The 16,755-nt window shown below is 74.3% G+C and carries 15 protein-coding genes; 3 read left to right on the top strand and 12 right to left on the bottom strand.

Translation table 11 applies throughout. From position 1 onward, the window contains the following. Nucleotides 1–41 precede the first annotated feature (41 nt). The 12 genes from trpB to MNZ39_RS18910 form a co-directional block, all read right to left on the bottom strand. Nucleotides 42–1,313 carry a tryptophan synthase subunit beta gene (gene trpB, locus MNZ39_RS18965; RefSeq protein WP_242340650.1) on the bottom strand — a complete coding sequence of 424 codons (1,272 nt, stop codon included), beginning with the start codon at nt 1,311–1,313 and terminating at the stop codon, nt 42–44. Continuing rightward, the gene (locus MNZ39_RS18960) at nt 1,310–1,930 is read right to left on the bottom strand and encodes a phosphoribosylanthranilate isomerase (RefSeq protein ID WP_242340649.1); all 621 of its coding nucleotides are present in this window, start codon (nt 1,928–1,930) and stop codon (nt 1,310–1,312) included. The genes trpB and MNZ39_RS18960 overlap by 4 nt, the downstream gene beginning before the upstream one ends. Nucleotides 1,931–1,948: 18 nt before the next feature. Then, nucleotides 1,949–2,728: an indole-3-glycerol phosphate synthase TrpC gene (trpC, locus tag MNZ39_RS18955; protein WP_242340648.1), complete on the bottom strand. Its 780-nt coding sequence runs from the start codon at nt 2,726–2,728 to the stop codon at nt 1,949–1,951. Then, complete coding sequence (gene trpD, locus MNZ39_RS18950) at nt 2,725–3,738, bottom strand: anthranilate phosphoribosyltransferase (RefSeq protein ID WP_242340647.1); 1,014 nt, start codon at nt 3,736–3,738, stop codon at nt 2,725–2,727. The genes trpC and trpD overlap by 4 nt, the downstream gene beginning before the upstream one ends. Next, nucleotides 3,735–4,310, bottom strand: coding sequence for an aminodeoxychorismate/anthranilate synthase component II (locus MNZ39_RS18945; protein ID WP_242340651.1), 576 nt, complete (start codon nt 4,308–4,310; stop codon nt 3,735–3,737). Before MNZ39_RS18945 ends, trpD begins: the two co-directional genes overlap by 4 nt. Nucleotides 4,311–4,456: 146 nt before the next feature. Continuing rightward, entirely contained in the window at nt 4,457–5,926 is a 1,470-nt protein-coding gene (trpE, locus tag MNZ39_RS18940; protein ID WP_242340646.1) for an anthranilate synthase component I, read from the bottom strand. An 87-nt stretch (nt 5,927–6,013) separates the two neighbouring features. Further along, complete coding sequence (panD, locus tag MNZ39_RS18935) at nt 6,014–6,409, bottom strand: aspartate 1-decarboxylase (protein WP_242340645.1); 396 nt, start codon at nt 6,407–6,409, stop codon at nt 6,014–6,016. 136 nt (nt 6,410–6,545) lie between these two features. Beyond that, complete coding sequence (locus tag MNZ39_RS18930; protein WP_242340644.1) at nt 6,546–7,316, bottom strand: glycosyltransferase family 25 protein; 771 nt, start codon at nt 7,314–7,316, stop codon at nt 6,546–6,548. A gap of 106 nt (nt 7,317–7,422) precedes the next feature. Then, nucleotides 7,423–8,403, bottom strand: a complete 981-nt coding sequence (locus MNZ39_RS18925; protein ID WP_242340643.1) for a glycosyltransferase family 2 protein — start codon at nt 8,401–8,403, stop codon at nt 7,423–7,425. A gap of 17 nt (nt 8,404–8,420) precedes the next feature. Then, nucleotides 8,421–10,415, bottom strand: coding sequence for a thioredoxin domain-containing protein (locus MNZ39_RS18920; RefSeq protein ID WP_242340642.1), 1,995 nt, complete (start codon nt 10,413–10,415; stop codon nt 8,421–8,423). A 157-nt stretch (nt 10,416–10,572) separates the two neighbouring features. Next, on the bottom strand, nt 10,573–11,631 hold the full coding sequence (locus MNZ39_RS18915) for a hypothetical protein (protein ID WP_242340641.1): 1,059 nt from the start codon (nt 11,629–11,631) through the stop codon (nt 10,573–10,575). Nucleotides 11,632–11,652: 21 nt separating this feature from the next. Next, nucleotides 11,653–12,162, bottom strand: a complete 510-nt coding sequence (locus MNZ39_RS18910; RefSeq protein ID WP_242340640.1) for a hypothetical protein — start codon at nt 12,160–12,162, stop codon at nt 11,653–11,655. A 121-nt stretch (nt 12,163–12,283) separates the two neighbouring features. Here MNZ39_RS18910 and MNZ39_RS18905 point away from each other — a divergent pair, with 121 nt between their 5' ends. From MNZ39_RS18905 to ppdK, 3 genes are all read left to right on the top strand, one after another. Beyond that, nucleotides 12,284–12,535, top strand: coding sequence for a sulfurtransferase TusA family protein (locus MNZ39_RS18905; protein WP_242340639.1), 252 nt, complete (start codon nt 12,284–12,286; stop codon nt 12,533–12,535). 9 nt (nt 12,536–12,544) lie between these two features. Further along, the gene (locus MNZ39_RS18900) at nt 12,545–13,600 is read left to right on the top strand and encodes an asparagine synthase-related protein (protein WP_242340638.1); all 1,056 of its coding nucleotides are present in this window, start codon (nt 12,545–12,547) and stop codon (nt 13,598–13,600) included. Nucleotides 13,601–13,899: 299 nt separating this feature from the next. Next, on the top strand, nt 13,900–16,755 hold a 2,856-nt coding region (gene ppdK / locus MNZ39_RS18895), incomplete at its 3' end, for a pyruvate, phosphate dikinase (RefSeq protein ID WP_242340637.1).

Raw genomic sequence — 16,755 nt, 5'->3', positions numbered from 1 at the left:
CTCGCGCGCGCCGCCCGCGCGCGCCCTCGACCTCGCGGTGCTCATCGCGTGCCTCCCTTCCGGCGCGGCGCCGGCCGGCCGCGGCTCCTCCGCGCCGCCTTCCGGGGCGGGGAGGCCTGCGCGGCGAGCGCGCGGCGCACCTGCTCGACGTCCTTGTCGCCGCGGCCCGAGACGTTCACCACGACGAGCCCGTCGGGCCCGAGCGCGCGCGCGACCTCGCGCGCCGCCGCGACCGCGTGCGCGGTCTCGAGCGCCGGGATGATCCCCTCCATGCGCGCGAGGTACTGGAGCGACTCGAGCGCCTCCACGTCGGTGGCCTGCATGAGCGTGAGCCGGCCGGTGTCCTTGAGGTGGGCGAGCTCGGGGCCGACGCCCGGGTAGTCGAGCCCGGCGCTGATCGAGTGCGCCTCGCGGATCTGCCCGTTCTCGTCCTGGAGCACGTAGCTGCGCGAGCCGTGCAGGACGCCCGGCGTCCCCTTCGCGAGCGAGGCCCCGTGACGGCCGCTCGCGAGCCCGTGGCCGGCGGCCTCGACGGCGACGAGCTTCACGGCAGGGTCCTCGAGGAACGCGGAGAAGATGCCCATCGCGTTCGAGCCCCCGCCCACGCAGGCGACGACCGCGTCGGGCAGCCGGCCGGTGAGCGCGAGGCACTGCGCCCGCGCCTCCGCGCCGATGACGGACTGGAAGTCGCGCACCAGCGCGGGGTACGGGTGGGGGCCCGCGACCGAGCCGATGATGTAGTGGGTGTCGCGCACGTTCGTCACCCAGTCGCGCAGCGCCTCGTTCATCGCGTCCTTGAGCGTGCGCGAGCCGGACTCCACCGGGACGACGCGCGCGCCGAGGAGCTGCATGCGGAAGACGTTCAGCGCCTGCCGCTCGACGTCGAGCGCGCCCATGAACACGTCGCAGGGCAGCCCGAAGAGCGCCGCCGCGGTGGCCGTCGCGACGCCGTGCTGGCCGGCGCCGGTCTCCGCGATGATGCGGGTCTTCCCCATCCGCCGCGCGAGCAGCACCTGACCGAGCGTGTTGTTCACCTTGTGCGCGCCGGTGTGGCAGAGGTCCTCGCGCTTCAGGAGCACCCGGCAGCCGCCGGCGTCGGCGCTCATGCGCCGGGCGTCGCCGAGCGGCGTCTCGCGCCCTGCGAAGCGGGTGAGCAGGTCGGAGAGCTCGGCGCGGAAGGCCGGATCCTCCCGCGCGGCGCGCCAGGCCGCCTCGAGCTCCTCGAGCGCTGGGACGAGCGTCTCGGGGACGTAGCGCCCGCCGTACGCGCCGAACCGGCCGCGCGGGCCGGGGAGGGGAACCGGAACCGTCATCGTGCTGCCTCCTTCGCCGCCTGGATGAACCGCCGCAGCTTGTCCTCGTCCTTCACGCCGGGCGCGCTCTCCACGCCGCTCGCGACGTCGACGCCGTAGGGCCGCACCCGCCGCACCGCCTCGCCCACGTTCTCGGGGGTGAGGCCCCCGGCGAGGAACACCCGCGCCGCGCGAGCCGCCTCGAAGGCGAGCGACCAGTCGAAGGTCCTGCCGCTGCCGCCGAACCCGGGCCCCGGCGCGTCCAGCAGGAACGCCGGGACCTCGTAGGCGGCGAGGGCGGCGAGCGACGAGGGCCCCTCGACGCGGATCGCCTTCACCGCCGGGACCGGGAGCGACGCGCACAGCGCCGGGGGCTCGTCCCCGTGGAGCTGGGCGACCGTCACGCCCGACGCCGAGAGGGCCGCGAGGAGCTCCTCCCGCGACGCGTCCACGAAGACGCCGAACGTCTCGACCCCGGGCGGGAGGCGCCGGACGATCTCGCCCGCCGCCGCGGGCGGGATGAACCGCTTCGAGCCCGGCCAGAAGTTGAACCCCAGCGCGTCCGCGCCGAGGCGCACCGCGAGGAGCGCGTCCTCGAGGCGCGTGATGCCGCAGATCTTGACCTTCACGGAGGGCACCGGGGCAAAGTCCTGGGGTTACTGCGTCATCTCGCGGAGGAGGGCGCCGGGATCGCTCGCGCGCACGAGGGCCTCGCCCACGAGCAGGTTCGCCGCGCCCGCCCGGCGGAGCCGGCGCGCGTCCTCGGGCGTGCGGACGCCGCTCTCCGCGACCCCCCGCACGCCCGCGGGCAGCGCGGGCAGGATCCGCTCGGAGGTGGCGAGGTCGACGGCGAAGGTGCGGAGGTCGCGGTTGTTCACGCCGACGATGCGCGCGCCCGCCGCGAGCGCGCGCTCCGCCTCGCCGGGGTCGTGCACCTCGACGAGGGCCGCGAGCCCGAGGCCGCCGCAGGCGTCGAGGAGCTCGCGCAGGGCCCCGTCCTCGAGGGCCGCCACGATGAGGAGCGCCGCGTCCGCGCCGGCGGCCCGCGCCTCGAGGAGCTGGTAGCGGTCGACCACGAAGTCCTTCCGGAGGAGCGGCACGTCCACGGCCGCGCGCACCGCGGACAGATCGGCGAGCGAGCCGCCGAAGCCGGGCCCGTCGGTGAGGACGGAGATCGCCGCCGCCCCCGCCGCGGCGTAGCGCTGGGCCTGCCCGGGCGCGTCGAGCCCCGCCGCGATGGGACCCGCCGACGGGCTCGCTCGCTTCACCTCGGCGATGACCCGCGCCGGGCCGCCCCGCAGCGAGAGCGCCGCCTCGAACGGGCGCGGCGGCGCCGCGTCGCGGGCCCGCGCCGCGAGCTCGCGCTCCGGCTCGGCCGCGCGCCGGGCCTCCACCTCGTCCCGCTTGCGCGCGAGGATCCCGGCGAGGAACGTCACGCCGCGCCTCGCGTCGCCCGCACCAGCCGCGCGAGCATCTCCGAGGCGTCGCCGCGGTCGACCACCTCCGCGCCGAGCCGGACGGCCGCGCGGAGGTCCGGGGCCGCGCCGGCCGCGACGAGCGCCGCCGCCGCGTTCGCGAGCGCCGCGTCGCGCGGGCCGCCCTTCTGCCCGCCGAGGACGTCGGCGAGGATCCGGGCGTTCCGCTCCGCGTCGCCGCCCAGGAGCTCGGCCTCCTCGTGGCGCGCGAGGCCGAGGTCCTCGGGGAGCACCGAGTAGCGCTCCACGGCGCCGTCCCGCACCTCGCACACGTGCGTCATCCCGGTGACGGCGATCTCGTCGAGCCCCTCGCCGTGCACGACGAACGCGTGCGCCGCGCCGAGCGCGGCGAGGACGCCGCCGATGACCGGCACCCAGCGGGGCTCGTAGACGCCCATGACCTGGTGCCGCGCGCCGGCCGGGTTCGCGAGCGGCCCGAGCAGGTTGAAGATCGTCCGGACGCCGAGCTCGCGCCGGATGCCGGCCACGGCCTTGAAGGCGGGGTGGAGCCGCGGCGCGAAGAGGAAGCCGATCCCGACCTCCTCGATGGCGCGCTCGACCACCTCCTTCGGCGCGTCCACGTCGACGCCCAGCGCGGCGAGCACGTCGGCGGACCCCGAGCGCGAGGAGACGGCGCGGTTGCCGTGCTTCGCGACCGTGACGCCCGCGCCGGCCACCACGAACGCGGCGGTGGTGGAGATGTTGAAGGTGTGCCGCCCGTCGCCGCCCGTGCCGCAGGTGTCCACGAACACGTCGCGGTCGACGCGCACGCGATCGACCCGCGCGCGCATCACCTCGGCCGCGCCGGCGATCTCGTCCACCGTCTCGCCCTTCAGCCGCAGCGCCGCGAGGAAGGCCCCCACCTGCGCGGGCGTCGCGCCGCCGTCGGCGATCTCCACCATCACCGCGCTCATCTCCGCGCGCGCGAGGTCGTGGTGCTCGAGGAGCCGCGCCACCGCCTGCTGGATCATCGGACCCTCCCGCCGCCGAGCCGGCGGAGCCAGTTGCCGAGGAGCCGCTTCCCCTCGAGCGTCAGTATTGACTCAGGGTGGAACTGCACGCCCTCCACGTCGAGCGAGCGGTGGCGGAGCCCCATGATCTCGTCCTCGTCGGTCCAGGCGGTCACCTCGAGGGCGGCCGGCAAGGTCGCGCGCTCGACGACGAGCGAGTGGTAGCGCCCCGCCTCGAACGGCGACGGCAGGCCGGCGAACACCCCCGCGCTCGCGTGCCGCACCGGGCTCGACTTGCCGTGGACGATGCGCGCGTTGCGGACCACCCTGCCCCCGAACGCCTGCCCGATGGCCTGGTGCCCGAGGCAGACCCCCAGGATCGGCAGCTCGCCCGCGAGCGCCCGGATCGCCTCGAGCGTCACGCCGGCGTCGTCGGGCGTGCAGGGCCCCGGCGAGAGGACGAGCCCGTCGGGCCGCCGCGCCCGGATCCCCGCCACGTCGACGGCGTCGTTGCGGAAGACCTCGACCTCCGCGCCGAGCTCGCCGAGGTACTGGACGAGGTTGAAGGTGAAGCTGTCGTAGTTGTCGACCATCAGCACGCGCGCCGCCTCGGCGCGCCGCGCCGCGCCGCGGTGGGCGGCTTCCGTCACGTGAGCGCCTCGGCGCGCGTCGCCTCTGCTCGCCGCGACGGCCGGGTGCGCCTCCCGCGCCGGCTCCTCACGCCTCCCGCTCCGGCCGCTCATCGCTTGCCCTTTCGCGGCCTGCGCCGGCTCGGCCTCGGCGTGCGCGCCGCCACCGCGCGCGGGCTCGGCGGCTCCGCCACGGCGTCGAGCAGCCGCGACTCGGCCTGCGCGACGGCGGTGAAGACCGCGCGCGCCTTGTTGAGCGTCTCCTGGTACTCCGCCTCGGGCACCGAGTCGTAGACGAGCCCGCCGCCCGCCTGCACCGAGACGCGCCGCCCGCGCGCCATGAGCGTGCGGATGGCGATGCACATCTCCATGTCGCCGCCCCGGTCGAAGTACCCGACCGCGCCGGCGTACGGCCCCCGCCGCGCCGGCTCGAGCTCGTCGATGATCTCCATGGCCCGCACCTTCGGGGACCCGGACACGGTGCCGGCGGGGAACCCGGCCTGCAGCACGTCCACCGCCGAGAGGCCCTCCGCGAGCCGCCCCTTCACCTCCGAGACGAGGTGCATGACGTGGGAGTAGCGCTCCACCGTCTTGAGCGCGGTGACGCGGACGGTGCCCACCGCCGAGACGCGCCCGACGTCGTTGCGGCCGAGATCGACGAGCATCACGTGCTCGGCGTTCTCCTTGGGATCGGCCCGCAGCTCCGCCTCGAGCCGCGCGTCCTCCGCCGCGTCCGCGCCCCGCCGCCGCGTCCCGGCGATCGGGCGGAGCGTCACCTCGCCGTCCTCGAGCTTGATGAGGGTCTCCGGCGAGGAGCCCACGAGCGCGCGGTCGCCGTCCTTCAGGAAGAACAGGTACGGCGACGGGTTCACGCGCCGGAGCGCGCGGTAGATCTCGAACGGCGGGACCGACACCACCGCGTCGAAGCGCTGCGAGTACACGATCTGCTGGCAGTCGCCCGCCTTCACGTACTCCTTCGCGCGCTCGACCGCGGCGAGGTAGTCCGCCTTGGCGAGGCGGGGCACGAGCGCGGAGGGGCGCGCCGCCCGCCGCGCCCGGCGATCGACGAGCGGGGCGGCGAGGAGCCCGAGCCGCTTGCGGATGCGCCGGAGCGCGTCCGCGTACAGCGCGCGCGGGTCGTCGCCCGCGTCGCAGCGGACCTCGCAGAGGACGTGCATCGAGTGGCGGCGGTTGTCGAACGCCACCACCTCGTCGAAGTCCATGAGCAGGAGGTCGGGGAACCCGAGCTCGTCCGGGTTCGCGATCGGCACCCGCGGCTCGAACAGCTTCACGGCGTCGTACGAGACGTGGCCGACGAGCCCGCCCGAGAAGGGCGGCGTGCCGGGGACCCGCACGGCGGAGTGGGTCGCGAGGGCGGCGCGCACCGCGTCGATGGGATCGCCGCGATCGCCGAGCTTGTAGCGCAGCGCGCTCTTCGGTCCCGCGCCGAGGAAGCTGAACCGCGCGCTCCGCTCGCCGCCCTCGACCGACTCGAGCAGGAACGCCTGGCGCTCGCCGCGCGAGAGCTTCAGGAACGCGGAGACCGGCGTCTCGGTGTCGGCGTCGACCTCGACGCGCACCGGCACCGCACGGCCCGGCCTGCACAGGGTGAGGAAGGTCTCGAGATCGGGGGTGGGCCGGAGATCACCGGCGCCAAAGAAACACCGTCATGCCGACACCCGACGTGCCGGTCCCGCCACCTCGACCACGTCGCTCTCCACGATCTTGTTCTTCCTGTCGACGAGGACGACCGTCGGCTTGAAGCCGCGCGCCTCCGCCTCTTCGAGCTCGGCGAACGTCGCGAGGATCACGAGATCGCCCGGCTTGTTGAGGTGCGCTGCGGCGCCGTTGATGCAGATGATGCCGGAGCCCCGCTCGCCCTTGATCGCGTAGGTCTGCAGCCGCGTGCCGCGCGTGATGTTCCACACGTGCACGGCCTCGTACTCGAGGATCCCAGCGGCCTCGAGGAGGTCCTCGTCGATCGAGACGGAGCCCTCGTAGTCGAGGTCGGCGTGGGTGACCGTGGCGCGGTGAATCTTGGACTTGAAGAAGGTCCGGCGCATGGCGAGTGGGGATCCTTATCCGAACCGGACCGCCCCGCGCAAGGGTCCCGGCGCGGAGGGCGGGCGCCGGGCCGGCTCTCCGCCGATCGGGTGCGTCGGGTCGGCGGCCGCTCGCTCGCCCGCGCGCGCCCGCGCCTCAGTGCGCCTGGCGGTACGAGACCGGCTCGGTCTGCGCGATCTCGGCGCTCCGCTCGCAGAACAGCTTCGGCTGCGCCACGAAGGCGTTCACCGCGCCGGAGAGGACGAGGTGGATGAACAGCTGATCCGCGCTGTAGGCGACCGGCGTCTGCGCCGCGAGCAGCTTCCTGGCGGCGCCCAGCGTGAACGCGTAGGCGAAGGCGCCGTGGTGGAGCCCCGCGCGGCGCAGGTGGAGCGAGTATGACGATGGGTGCATGCGCAGCACCTGCTCCGGCGTCCACTTGAGGAGCTGGAGCGCGGAGAGCCCCACGTAGGCCGCGCGCTTCAGCCGCATGCGGCGCGTCACCACCTCGAAGTTCGACCAGCCGGCGTAGAGCAGCTCCCAGTCGTCGGGCAGCTCCGCCAGCGCCGCGGCGGCGCAGCCCAGGTCGCCGCTCGGTCCGGCGTCGTCCTCCAGCACGAGCACGCGCGACCACCCGTTGCGCACGGTCTGCTCGTAGAGCTGGCGATGAGAGAGCGCACAGCCGATCTCCCCGGGGGTCAGCGGCCGCCCGAGACGGCTCACGCGTCGGGCCCGGGCGGGATCGTAGGTGCCGGCGCGCTCGAGGGCGCGAACGTCGAGCGTCGCCGCGTCCACACCCATGTGGAACCGGTAGTCGAGCGTCGCGAGGTGCTGCTCGGCGTGACGCTGGCGCTCTCGCGCCCGGTGGAGCGTCAAGACGAAGATCCGATCGAACGAGCGGTTCAGGACCTCGAACGAGCTTTCCACGGCCACGAATTGTCGCACGCGCGAGCGCGAGGCGCCAATCGGGGTGGGTCCGCGGCGAGGTGGGTGCGGCACTCCGGAGAGCGCACCCGGGCTCGCCGCCTCGCGGTCAGGCGCGGCCGCGCATGCGCCGCCAGGCGGTCGAGAGATCCACGCCGGCGACGGCCGACGCGAGGGCCGTCATCGCCTTCGCGCGCAGCGCCATCCCGGGCCCGTCGCGTACGACGGCGAGGCTGAGCCTTCGCGCGCGGGAGAACCGCCCGCCGCGCAGCGCCGCGCGCGCAGCGGCCATCCGCCAGCGACCCTGGTTCGCCCGGGCGAGCGCACCGCTCCAGCCGACGCCGGCGCGCTCCTCGGGCTCGAGCGCGGCCACCACGTCGCGCACGACGCGCCGGTGCTCGCGGAGGAGCGTGTCGCCGCGCATGCTCGTGGCCTGCGCCCCGTGGCGGCGCCAGCAGCCGAGCACGTGATGGTGGTGCAGGGCGACGCCCTGGCTGCGCGCGAGGAGCAGCATGCAGGTGGGGAGGTCGACGTAGTTCGCCGACCCGTCCTGCCGGAACCCGCCGATGCGATCGAGCGCCGCGCGCCGCATCATCACCGTGACCGACGGGTACAGCACGTAGGCCCTGACGAGCTCCCGGAAGAGCGTCGCCGTGGGGACGCGGTCCGTCCCGCCGTCGAGCGCGACGCCGCGGCAGACCCGCAGCGTGCGGCCCTCCTCGTCCACCTCGAGCCCCGCCCCCCAGGAGAGCTGCACGGCGGGATCGTCGAAGCCGCGCACCTGCACCTCGAGCTTGTCGGGCGGCCAGAAGTCGTCGCCCTCGAGGATCGCCACGAGCTCGCCGTGGCTCTCGGCGAGCGCCGCGTTGTAGCTCTCCGCGAGGGCGCGGAGCCCGCGGTGCGGCAGCCGGAGGCACCGCACGCGCGGATCCCGGTAGGACTCGACGACGTCCGCCGTGCCGTCCGTCGAGCCGTCGTCCACGACGACGAGCTCGAAGTCGCGGAACGTCTGCGCGAGCGCGCTGTCCACGCACTGCCGGACGAAGCGCGCCGCGTTGTACGTCGGCGCGACGATCGTGACGCGCGGCACGGGCCGTTCGGGAACGGTCAGCGCTTCGCCAGCTGCCGGTCGATGACGGCCTTGAGCTGCTCGAACGGCACGGCGCCGACGACCCGCTCGCCGTTCACGAACATCGTCGGGGTGCCCTGGGCGCCCACCGACGCCGCGAGCTGCTGGTCCTGCTGGATGCGCGCGCGCGCCTTCCCGCTCTGGACCGAGGCCTGGAACTTCTTCGAGTCGAGGCCGATCTCGCGCGCGATCCGCGTGAAGGCGTCGGGCGAGAGCTCGCGCTGCGAGGCGAAGAGCTTGTCGTGCATCTGCCAGAACTTGCCCTGCTCGCGGGCCGCCTCGGCGGCCTCCGCCGCGGGGAGGGCCTGCTGGTGGAAGGGCAGCGGCTGGTGCTTCCAGACCACCTTCACCTTGTCGCCGTAGGTGCGCTGCACCTCGTCGAGCGTCGGGCCGACGCGGGCGCAGAACGGGCACTGGAAGTCGGAGAAGAGCACGATCGTGACGGGCGCCTTCGGGTTCCCGCGCACCGGGTCGTCCGGGCGAACGTCGACCTTCTGCACGGGGCCGGGCGCGGGCGCCTGCGCCGCGGCGGGCACCGGCGCGGCGGGCGCGGAGGCGACGTTCGCGTCGCAGGCGCGATCGTAGAAGCGCGCGTCCGGCTTCGCGCCCTTGAGCAGCGCGTCCGCCTTCTTGAGCTCCTCGTCGGCGACCGCGCGCATGCGCTCGAGCGGCTGCGCCCCGACGACCTGGCGGCAGTTGAAGAACAGGGTGGGCGTGCCGTTCGCGCCGACGGAGCTGCCGAGGCGCATGTCCTCCTGGATCCGCGACTCGTACTTCTTCGACTGGACCGCCTGCTCGAACTTGCGCGTGTCGAGCCCGATCGCCTTCGCGTGGCCCGCGACGGTGGCGGCGTCGAGCGCGCGCTGGTTCTCGAAGAGCTTGTCGTGGAGCTGCCAGAACTTGCCCTGCTCGCGCGCCGCCTCCGCCGCGAGGGCGGCCGGCATCGCGTCGGAGTGCATGGGGAGCGGCTGGTGCTTCCAGACGATCCGCAGCTGGCCCGGGTACGCCTCCTCGAGCTGCTTCAGGGTGGGCTCCACGCGGCCGCAGAACGGGCACTGGAAGTCGGAGAAGAGGACCACCGTGAGCTTCGCGTCGGCGGGGCCGCGCGCCGGGTCGTCGGGCCGCAGCGGCACCTTGCGGTAGAGCGCCGCGGGCGCCGGCGCGGCGGGGGACGGCGCGACGGGCGCGGCGCCCGCGGGCTGGCCGGGGTCGGCCGGGAGGAACACCGGCCGCGGCGACGCGCCCTCCATGATCTTGGCGTAGACCTGCGACGCGGGCGTGCCGCGCTGCACGAGCGCCTCGGCCTTCTTGAGCTCCTCGTCCACGAGGGCGCGGAAGGCCTCGAGCGGCTGGGCGCCGGCGATCTTGCGGCCGTTGACGAAGAACGAGGGCGTCGCGGGCGCGCCGACCGACTGCACGAGCTGCTGATCGCGCTGGATCCGCTCCTTGTGCTTGCCGGAGGCGATCGCCTCCTTCACCTTCGCGACGTCGAGGCCGACCTCCTGCGCGGCGCGCTCGATGCTGGCGTCGTCGAGGGCCGGGGCGAGCTCGAAGAGCTTGTCGTGCATCGCCCAGAACTTCGCGTCACCGCCCTGCGCGCGGGCCTCCTCCGTGGCGATCGCGGCGGGGAGCGCGCGCGCGTGGAAGGGCAGGGGGTTGTGGCGGAAGGAGAAGCGCAGCTTGCCGGGGTAGGCCTCCTCGAGCTGCTTCAGCGTCGGGCCGACCCGCTTGCAGAACGGGCACTCGAAGTCGGACGACTCGACGATCGTGACGAGCGCGTCCGCGGAGCCGCGGAGCGGCGTGTCGTCCACCGGCACCCGGTAGGCCGCGCGCGCGTCCTCGACGGGCCGGGCCGGCCGTTGCATCGGCGCGCCGGCGGGCGGGCGCGCGCCGCGCCCGTCGAGGGCGCCGCGAGAGAAGAAGCCCACCGAGAATCCGATGACGAGGGCGATGATCCAGCTGACGTGCCTCATGTCGAACCGTCTCCTACGCGTGCGTGGTCGAGCCGCGCATTCAATCACGAAATCCCGAGTACCGACAAACGGATGAACGCGTTCCCGGACCGCGCTCCTCCCCCGAACCGCCCGCGCCGCGGGCCATTCCCGCGGCCGCGAGGGCGCCCGCCCGTCCTCAGAAGACGAGCGTCGCGATGCCGAGCAGCTTCATCTCCGAGTCCGTCGCGCTCGTCTCGGGCGCGAGGCCGCGGCGGCGGAACTGGTCCCAGCGGACCGCGACGTTGAACACCGCCGATCCCTCGAGCACCTGATAGCCGAGGCTCGCCTCGCCGGCGAGGAGGAGATCGGCCTTGTTCCACATCTTCATGACGTCGCCCTGCAGCGAGAGCAGCACGGACGGCGGCAGGAGCACCGTCCAGCGCAGCCGCCCCGCGCTCGCCGCGACCGGGACGTCGGACTCGGTCGCCCAGGCCGCCGAGTGCGCGATGTGGGCGTCGCCGTAGTAGCGGACGAACGAGGCCTCCACCGGCGACGCGTAGTAGTAGAGGCGCATCGTGTCGCCGAGGAGCGGCAGCGAGCCCTCGAAGCACGGCAGCGTCGCGACCTGCGCGAGCACCTGCACGCCGAGCGCGGGGTAGCGCGCCACCTCGACGCGGCCGAGCACGAAGCGGAACTCGCGGCGCCCGATCATGAAGGCGCCCTCGACCTCGCCATCGGAGGGCAGGTAGACCTCGGTCTCGCCGCCCGTGAACATCCGCAGCCGCAGCCGCGCCGACTTCCCGAACCCCTCGGACCAGAGCCCGTCCGCCTGGGCGCCGAAGTAGAGGAGGACGCCCGGGTTCTCGCGGTCCTTGTCGAGCTGCATCCCGCCGAACCGGCCGGCGACGCCGCTCGCCATCGCGTAGCGCCAGTGGCCGATGGTCTCCTCGGGGTGGAGCGGCGCGGCCTGGGCGCCCGCCGGGGCGATGGGCGACTCGCCGATGGCGCCGCCCTGGATCGTGCCCGAGGGCGCGCGGGCGCCGGGCCGCCGCGCGGGGGCGGGGACCGGGCGGCCGGCGGGCGGGAGCTGCGGGTCGAGCTGCGAGAGCGGCCGCATGCCGGAGGGCGGAGGCGGGAGCGGCACGTCGCCGTCGTAGGAGGGCGGCGGCGGCGGCGGCGGGAGCACCTCGTCCTCGGCGAGGGCGAGGGCCGGCAGCCCGAGCGCGACGGCGATCGCGACGGCGAGGCTTCTCATGCGGACGTCTCCCACGGTTGGCTAGAAGCGGAACGTCGCGCCGCCGCGGATGAGCAGCGGCACGCCCGCCTCCGACGAGAGCGGCGCGCCGGTGTCGACCTCGGCGAACAGCCCGAGGACCCCCGTGAAGCGGAGCTCGGTGGCGACGCCGAGGAGGAGCCAGCGCCACTCCATCGAGCGATCGCGCGCGTTCGACATGTCGAGGGCGAGCCGGACCTGGATCGGGACCTGGGGCGAGATCCAGCGCACGCCGGGCCGGAGGGCGAAGTTCGTGTCGGGGTCGAGCCCGAGCACGAGGCCGACCTCGGGGCGGAGGTTCAGCGCCTCGAGGTCGTACCCGAGCGTCGCCTCGATCTCGGAGATCCCCGCGCCGCCCTTGTCCTCCCCCTCGGAGAGCCCGAGCTCGCCGCCGCCGCCGTAGGAGAACGTCGCGGCGAAGCCGGTGGGCGTGTAGGGCTCCTGGGCGGAGGCAGCGAACGGCGCGGCCGCGGCGAGCGCGGCGAGGACGGCGACACGAGCGGGGCGGAGCATCGCGCGGAGCCTACCGCTCGCCTGCACCCCGGGCAAGGACGCGCCGGCGCGCCGCGCGCGCCCACACCGGCGGGCCGGGGGTGGTTGCCCGCCGTCCGTCGTACGGCTAAAGGGAGTGCCCGTGACGCTCCCCGACATGCCCGCACCTGTGCGGACGCTCGACACCTCCGGACGGCTCTGCCCGTTCCCGATCGTCGAGACCGCCAAGGCGGTGCGCGTGCTCGACGAGGGCGCGGTGCTGCTCGTCATCTCGACGGACGCGGGGATCGCCACGGACATGCCGATGTGGTGCAAGGCGACGCGCAACGAGCACCTCGGCACCTTCCGGGACGGCGCGTCCTGGAAGAGCTTCGTGCGCAAGCGCGCGCGCTGAAGGAGCGGAATGCGCAAGCAGGGCAAGGCCATCGCGATGATCTCCGGCGGGCTCGACTCGACGCTCGCGCTCGCGCTCGTGCGGCGGCAGGGGATCGAGGTGAAGGCGGTGAACTTCTACACCGGCTTCTGCATCACCGAGACGCAGCGCCGCAAGGGCGGGCGCGCCGACGGGAGCGTCCCCCGCAACGAGGCGCTCCGCGCCGCCGCCGACCTCGAGGTGGACATCGAGTACGTCGACATCTCCGGCGCCGAGTACCTCGACATGCTCGTGCACCCGAAGTACGGGTACGGCGCCAACGCGAACCCCTGCGTCGACTGCCGCGTCTTCATGATGCGCAAGGCGAAGGAGATCATGGAGGCGGAGGGGGCGGACTTCGTCTTCACGGGCGAGGTCCTCGGCCAGCGGCCGAAGAGCCAGCGGCGCGACACGCTCCGCATCATCGAGCGCGACAGCGGCCTCGACGGGCGGCTCCTGCGCCCGCTCTCCGCGAAGCTCCTCCCGCCCACGCTCCCCGAGCTCGAGGGGATCGTGGACCGCGAGCTCCTCGAGGCGGTGAGCGGGCGCTCCCGGCACCGGCAGATGGAGCTCGCGAAGGAGCTCGGCGTCGTCGACTGGCCGCAGCCGGCCGGGGGGTGCTGCTACCTCACCGACGAGAGCTTCGCGAAGAAGTTCTTCGACGTGCTCGACTCCCGCGAGGCCGCGGGCGAGGAGCGGCGCATCGTGCCGGAGGACGTGGTGCTCCTCTCCACCGGCCGCCACTTCCGGCTCTCCCCGCGCGCGAAGCTCGTGGTGGGGCGGTCCGAGGTGGAGAACGCGCTGCTCGAGCACCACGTCCCGGGCCGCGCCCGGCTCGAGGCGAAGGACGTGCTCGGCCCGATCGCGCTCGTGGAGGGCGAGCCGACCTGGGAGGAGCGGATGCTCGCCGCGCGGATCGTCGCCCGGTACGGCAAGGGCAAGGACGCGTCGCGGGTGGCGGTGGAGTGGCGCGAAGGCGAGCTCGTCGAGACCTACGAGGTCGAGCCGGAGCGCGACGAGGCGCGCGTCGAGGCGCTGCGGATCTGATGAGGTGAGCGCCTCGTCCCCGCTCATGGCGGCGAGGGCGGGCGAAGCTCCCGGACCCCGTCCCGCGCGCCGGCGGGCGAGCCGCGACCTCCTGTCACGCGTCGCTCGGCCCGCGGCCGCCGGCTCGGCCGCCCCCTCTCCCTTCTGCACGCGCGCGCTCGATCCGCGCGGCGCCCGTTGGGGTGGCGGAGCGCGCGCTCCGTTCCCGGCCCGGGGCCGCTTTGCTACGTTGGCGCTGTCTGGCCGTGCGCTTCCCGGCCGCGAGCTCGGTCGATCTCCAGGTTCACTCGAGGTGATGGATGGCCCAGAAGCGCATCTACGCCTTCGGCGGCGGCAAGGCCGACGGCAACAAGGACATGAAGGACCTCCTCGGCGGCAAGGGCGCCGGCCTCGCGGAGATGTCGAACATTGGGATCCCGGTGCCCCCCGGCTTCACCATCACCACCGAGGTCTGCACCGAGTACTACCGCGCCGGCAAGCGCATCCCGAGAGGGCTCGAGGCGGAGGTCCGCGCGGCGATGAAGCGGACCGAGGCGCTCGTGGGCCGCAAGCTCGGGGACGCGAAGAACCCGCTCCTCGTCTCGGTCCGCTCCGGCGCCCGCGCCTCGATGCCGGGCATGATGGACACGGTCCTGAACCTCGGGCTCAACGACGCCACGGTGGAGGGGCTCGCGCGCCGCTCCGGGAGCCCGCGCTTCGCCTGGGACAGCTACCGGCGCTTCGTCGCGATGTTCGGCGACGTGGTGCTCGGCATGAAGCCCGAGCGCAAGGAGGACCGCGACCCCTTCGAGGAGATCCTCGAGCGGAAGAAGCGCGCGCGCGGCGTGCGCTTCGACTCGGAGCTCCCCGAGGACGCGCTCCGCGAGCTCGTCGGCGAGCTCAAGGCGGCCATCGAGGAGCACAAGGGGATCGCCTTCCCGGACGACCCCTACGACCAGCTCATGCAGGCGGTGGCGGCGGTGTTCCGCTCCTGGGACAACGACCGCGCCATCGCCTACCGGAAGCTCTACGGCTACCCCTCGGACTGGGGCACCGCCGTCAGCGTGCAGGCGATGGTGTTCGGCAACATGGGCGACGACTCCGGCACGGGCGTCGCCTTCACCCGCAACCCCGCCACGGGCGACGACCAGTTCTACGGCGAGTTCCTCGTGAACGCGCAGGGCGAGGACGTGGTCGCCGGGATCCGCACGCCGCAGAAGATCTCCGAGCTCGAGGCGCGCTGGCCCGAGATGGCGCAGCAGCTCGCCGACGTCCGGGCGAAGCTCGAGCGGCACTACCGGGAGATGCAGGACATCGAGTTCACCATCGAGCAGGGCAAGCTCTACGTCCTGCAGACGCGCACCGGCAAGCGCACCGGGCTCGCCGCGGTCCGCATCGCCGTGGACATGGCGCGCGAGCGGCTCATCTCGAAGGAGGAGGCGCTCCTCCGCGTCGAGCCCGAGGGGCTGAACCACCTGCTCCGGCCCATCTTCGACGCCGAGCGGAAGCAGGCGGCGCTGAAGGGGGGGAAGGTCCTCGCGAAGGGGTTGCCGGCGGGCCCGGGCGCGGCGAGCGGGCGGGTGGTGTTCTTCGCCGAGGACGCGGAGGCGTGGCGCGCGCGCGGCGAGAGCGTCGTCCTCGCGCGCCACGAGACCTCGCCCGAGGACATCCGCGGCATGGCCGCCGCGGAGGGCTTCCTCACCGCCTTCGGCGGCATGACCTCCCACGCGGCGCTCGTCGCGCGGCAGATGGGCAAGGTCGCGATCGTCGGCTGCGAGGCGCTCTCCTTCGACTACCACGCCCGCAAGATGCGGATCGCCACCGCCGCCGGAGAGAAGACCCTCTCCGAGGGCGACTGGATGTCCATCGACGGCTCCACCGGCGAGGTGATCGAGGGCCGGCTCGAGACGCGGCCGTCGCAGGTGCTCCAGGTGCTCGTGGAGAGGACGCTCGCGCCGGAGGAGGCGCCGGTCTACCAGGAGTTCGCCGAGGTCATGGCGTGGGCGGACGCGGCGCGGCGGCTCGACGTGCGCGCCAACGCGGACCAGCCGGACCAGGCGCGCGTCTCGGTGGCCCTCGGCGCGCAGGGCATCGGCCTCTGCCGCACGGAGCACATGTTCTTCGGCGAGGGCAAGATCGGCCCGATGCGCGAGATGATCGTCGCGGAGACGCTCGAGGAGCGGCGCGCGGCCCTGGCGAAGCTCCTGCCGGTCCAGCGCGAGGACTTCCGCGGCATCTTCGAGGCGATGGGCCCGCGCCCGGTCACGATCCGCACCATCGACCCGCCGCTCCACGAGTTCCTCCCGCAGGACGCGGCCGGCATCGAGGAGCTCGCGCGCGTCACCGGCAAGCCCATCGAGCGGGTCCGCGCGCGCATCGACGAGCTGCACGAGGCGAACCCGATGCTCGGCCACCGCGGCTGCCGCCTCGGCATCTCCTTCCCGGAGATCACCGAGATGCAGTCCCGCGCGATCTTCGAGGCGGCCTGCGACGTCGCCGAGCAGGGGGTGAAGGTCGAGCCGGAGGTGATGATCCCGCTCGTCGGCGCGAAGGGGGAGCTCGACGACCAGGCGGCGATCGTGCGCCGCGTCGCGGACGAGGTGTTCGCCGCGCGCGGCCGGCGGGTGAGGTACCACGTCGGCACCATGATCGAGGTCCCGCGCGGCGCGCTCACCGCGGGCGAGATCGCGAAGACCGCCGAGTTCTTCTCCTTCGGCACGAACGACCTCACCCAGACCACCTTCGCCCTGTCCCGCGACGACACGGGCCCGGTCATCGCCGCCTACCGCGAGAAGGAGATCTGGCCGGGCGACCCGTTCGTCTCCATCGACCGCGAGGGCGTGGGCGCCCTCATGAGGATCGGCGTCCAGGCCGGGCGCGCCACGAAGCCCGAGCTGAAGATCGGCATCTGCGGCGAGCACGGCGGCGACCCGGCCTCGGTCGGGTTCTGCCACGAGCTCGGGCTCGACTACGTCTCCTGCTCGCCGTACCGGCTCCCCATCGCCCGGCTCGCCGCGGCGCAGGCGGCGCTGCGGGAGCGGGCCGCCGCGCCGAAGGCGAGCGCGAAGCGCGCGGGGAAGCGCGCCGCGGCGACCCCGTCGAAGGCGACGCGCGCGGCGCTCGCGCGCGGGAAGGGCCGGCGCGCGAAGCCGCTGCACGACGGGAAGCCCGCGGCC

Source organism: Anaeromyxobacter sp. SG66 (genome assembly GCF_022690805.1).
GTDB classification, from domain to species: domain Bacteria; phylum Myxococcota; class Myxococcia; order Myxococcales; family Anaeromyxobacteraceae; genus Anaeromyxobacter; species Anaeromyxobacter soli.
Note: the sequence above shows the minus strand (reverse complement) of the source record. Positions and strands in the feature narration are given on the sequence as shown.

What these genes read in the sequence shown, in the direction of transcription:
- trpB (WP_242340650.1), bottom strand. Translation starts at nt 1,313, where the DNA reads ATGACGGTTCCGGTTCCCCTCCCCGGCCCGCGCGGCCGGTTCGGCGCG.
- trpD (WP_242340647.1), bottom strand. Translation starts at nt 3,738, where the DNA reads ATGATCCAGCAGGCGGTGGCGCGGCTCCTCGAGCACCACGACCTCGCG.
- MNZ39_RS18945 (WP_242340651.1), bottom strand. Translation starts at nt 4,310, where the DNA reads ATGGTCGACAACTACGACAGCTTCACCTTCAACCTCGTCCAGTACCTC.
- panD (WP_242340645.1), bottom strand. Translation starts at nt 6,409, where the DNA reads ATGCGCCGGACCTTCTTCAAGTCCAAGATTCACCGCGCCACGGTCACC.
- MNZ39_RS18920 (WP_242340642.1), bottom strand. Translation starts at nt 10,415, where the DNA reads ATGAGGCACGTCAGCTGGATCATCGCCCTCGTCATCGGATTCTCGGTG.
- MNZ39_RS18915 (WP_242340641.1), bottom strand. Translation starts at nt 11,631, where the DNA reads ATGAGAAGCCTCGCCGTCGCGATCGCCGTCGCGCTCGGGCTGCCGGCC.
- MNZ39_RS18910 (WP_242340640.1), bottom strand. Translation starts at nt 12,162, where the DNA reads ATGCTCCGCCCCGCTCGTGTCGCCGTCCTCGCCGCGCTCGCCGCGGCC.
- MNZ39_RS18900 (WP_242340638.1), top strand. Translation starts at nt 12,545, where the DNA reads ATGCGCAAGCAGGGCAAGGCCATCGCGATGATCTCCGGCGGGCTCGAC.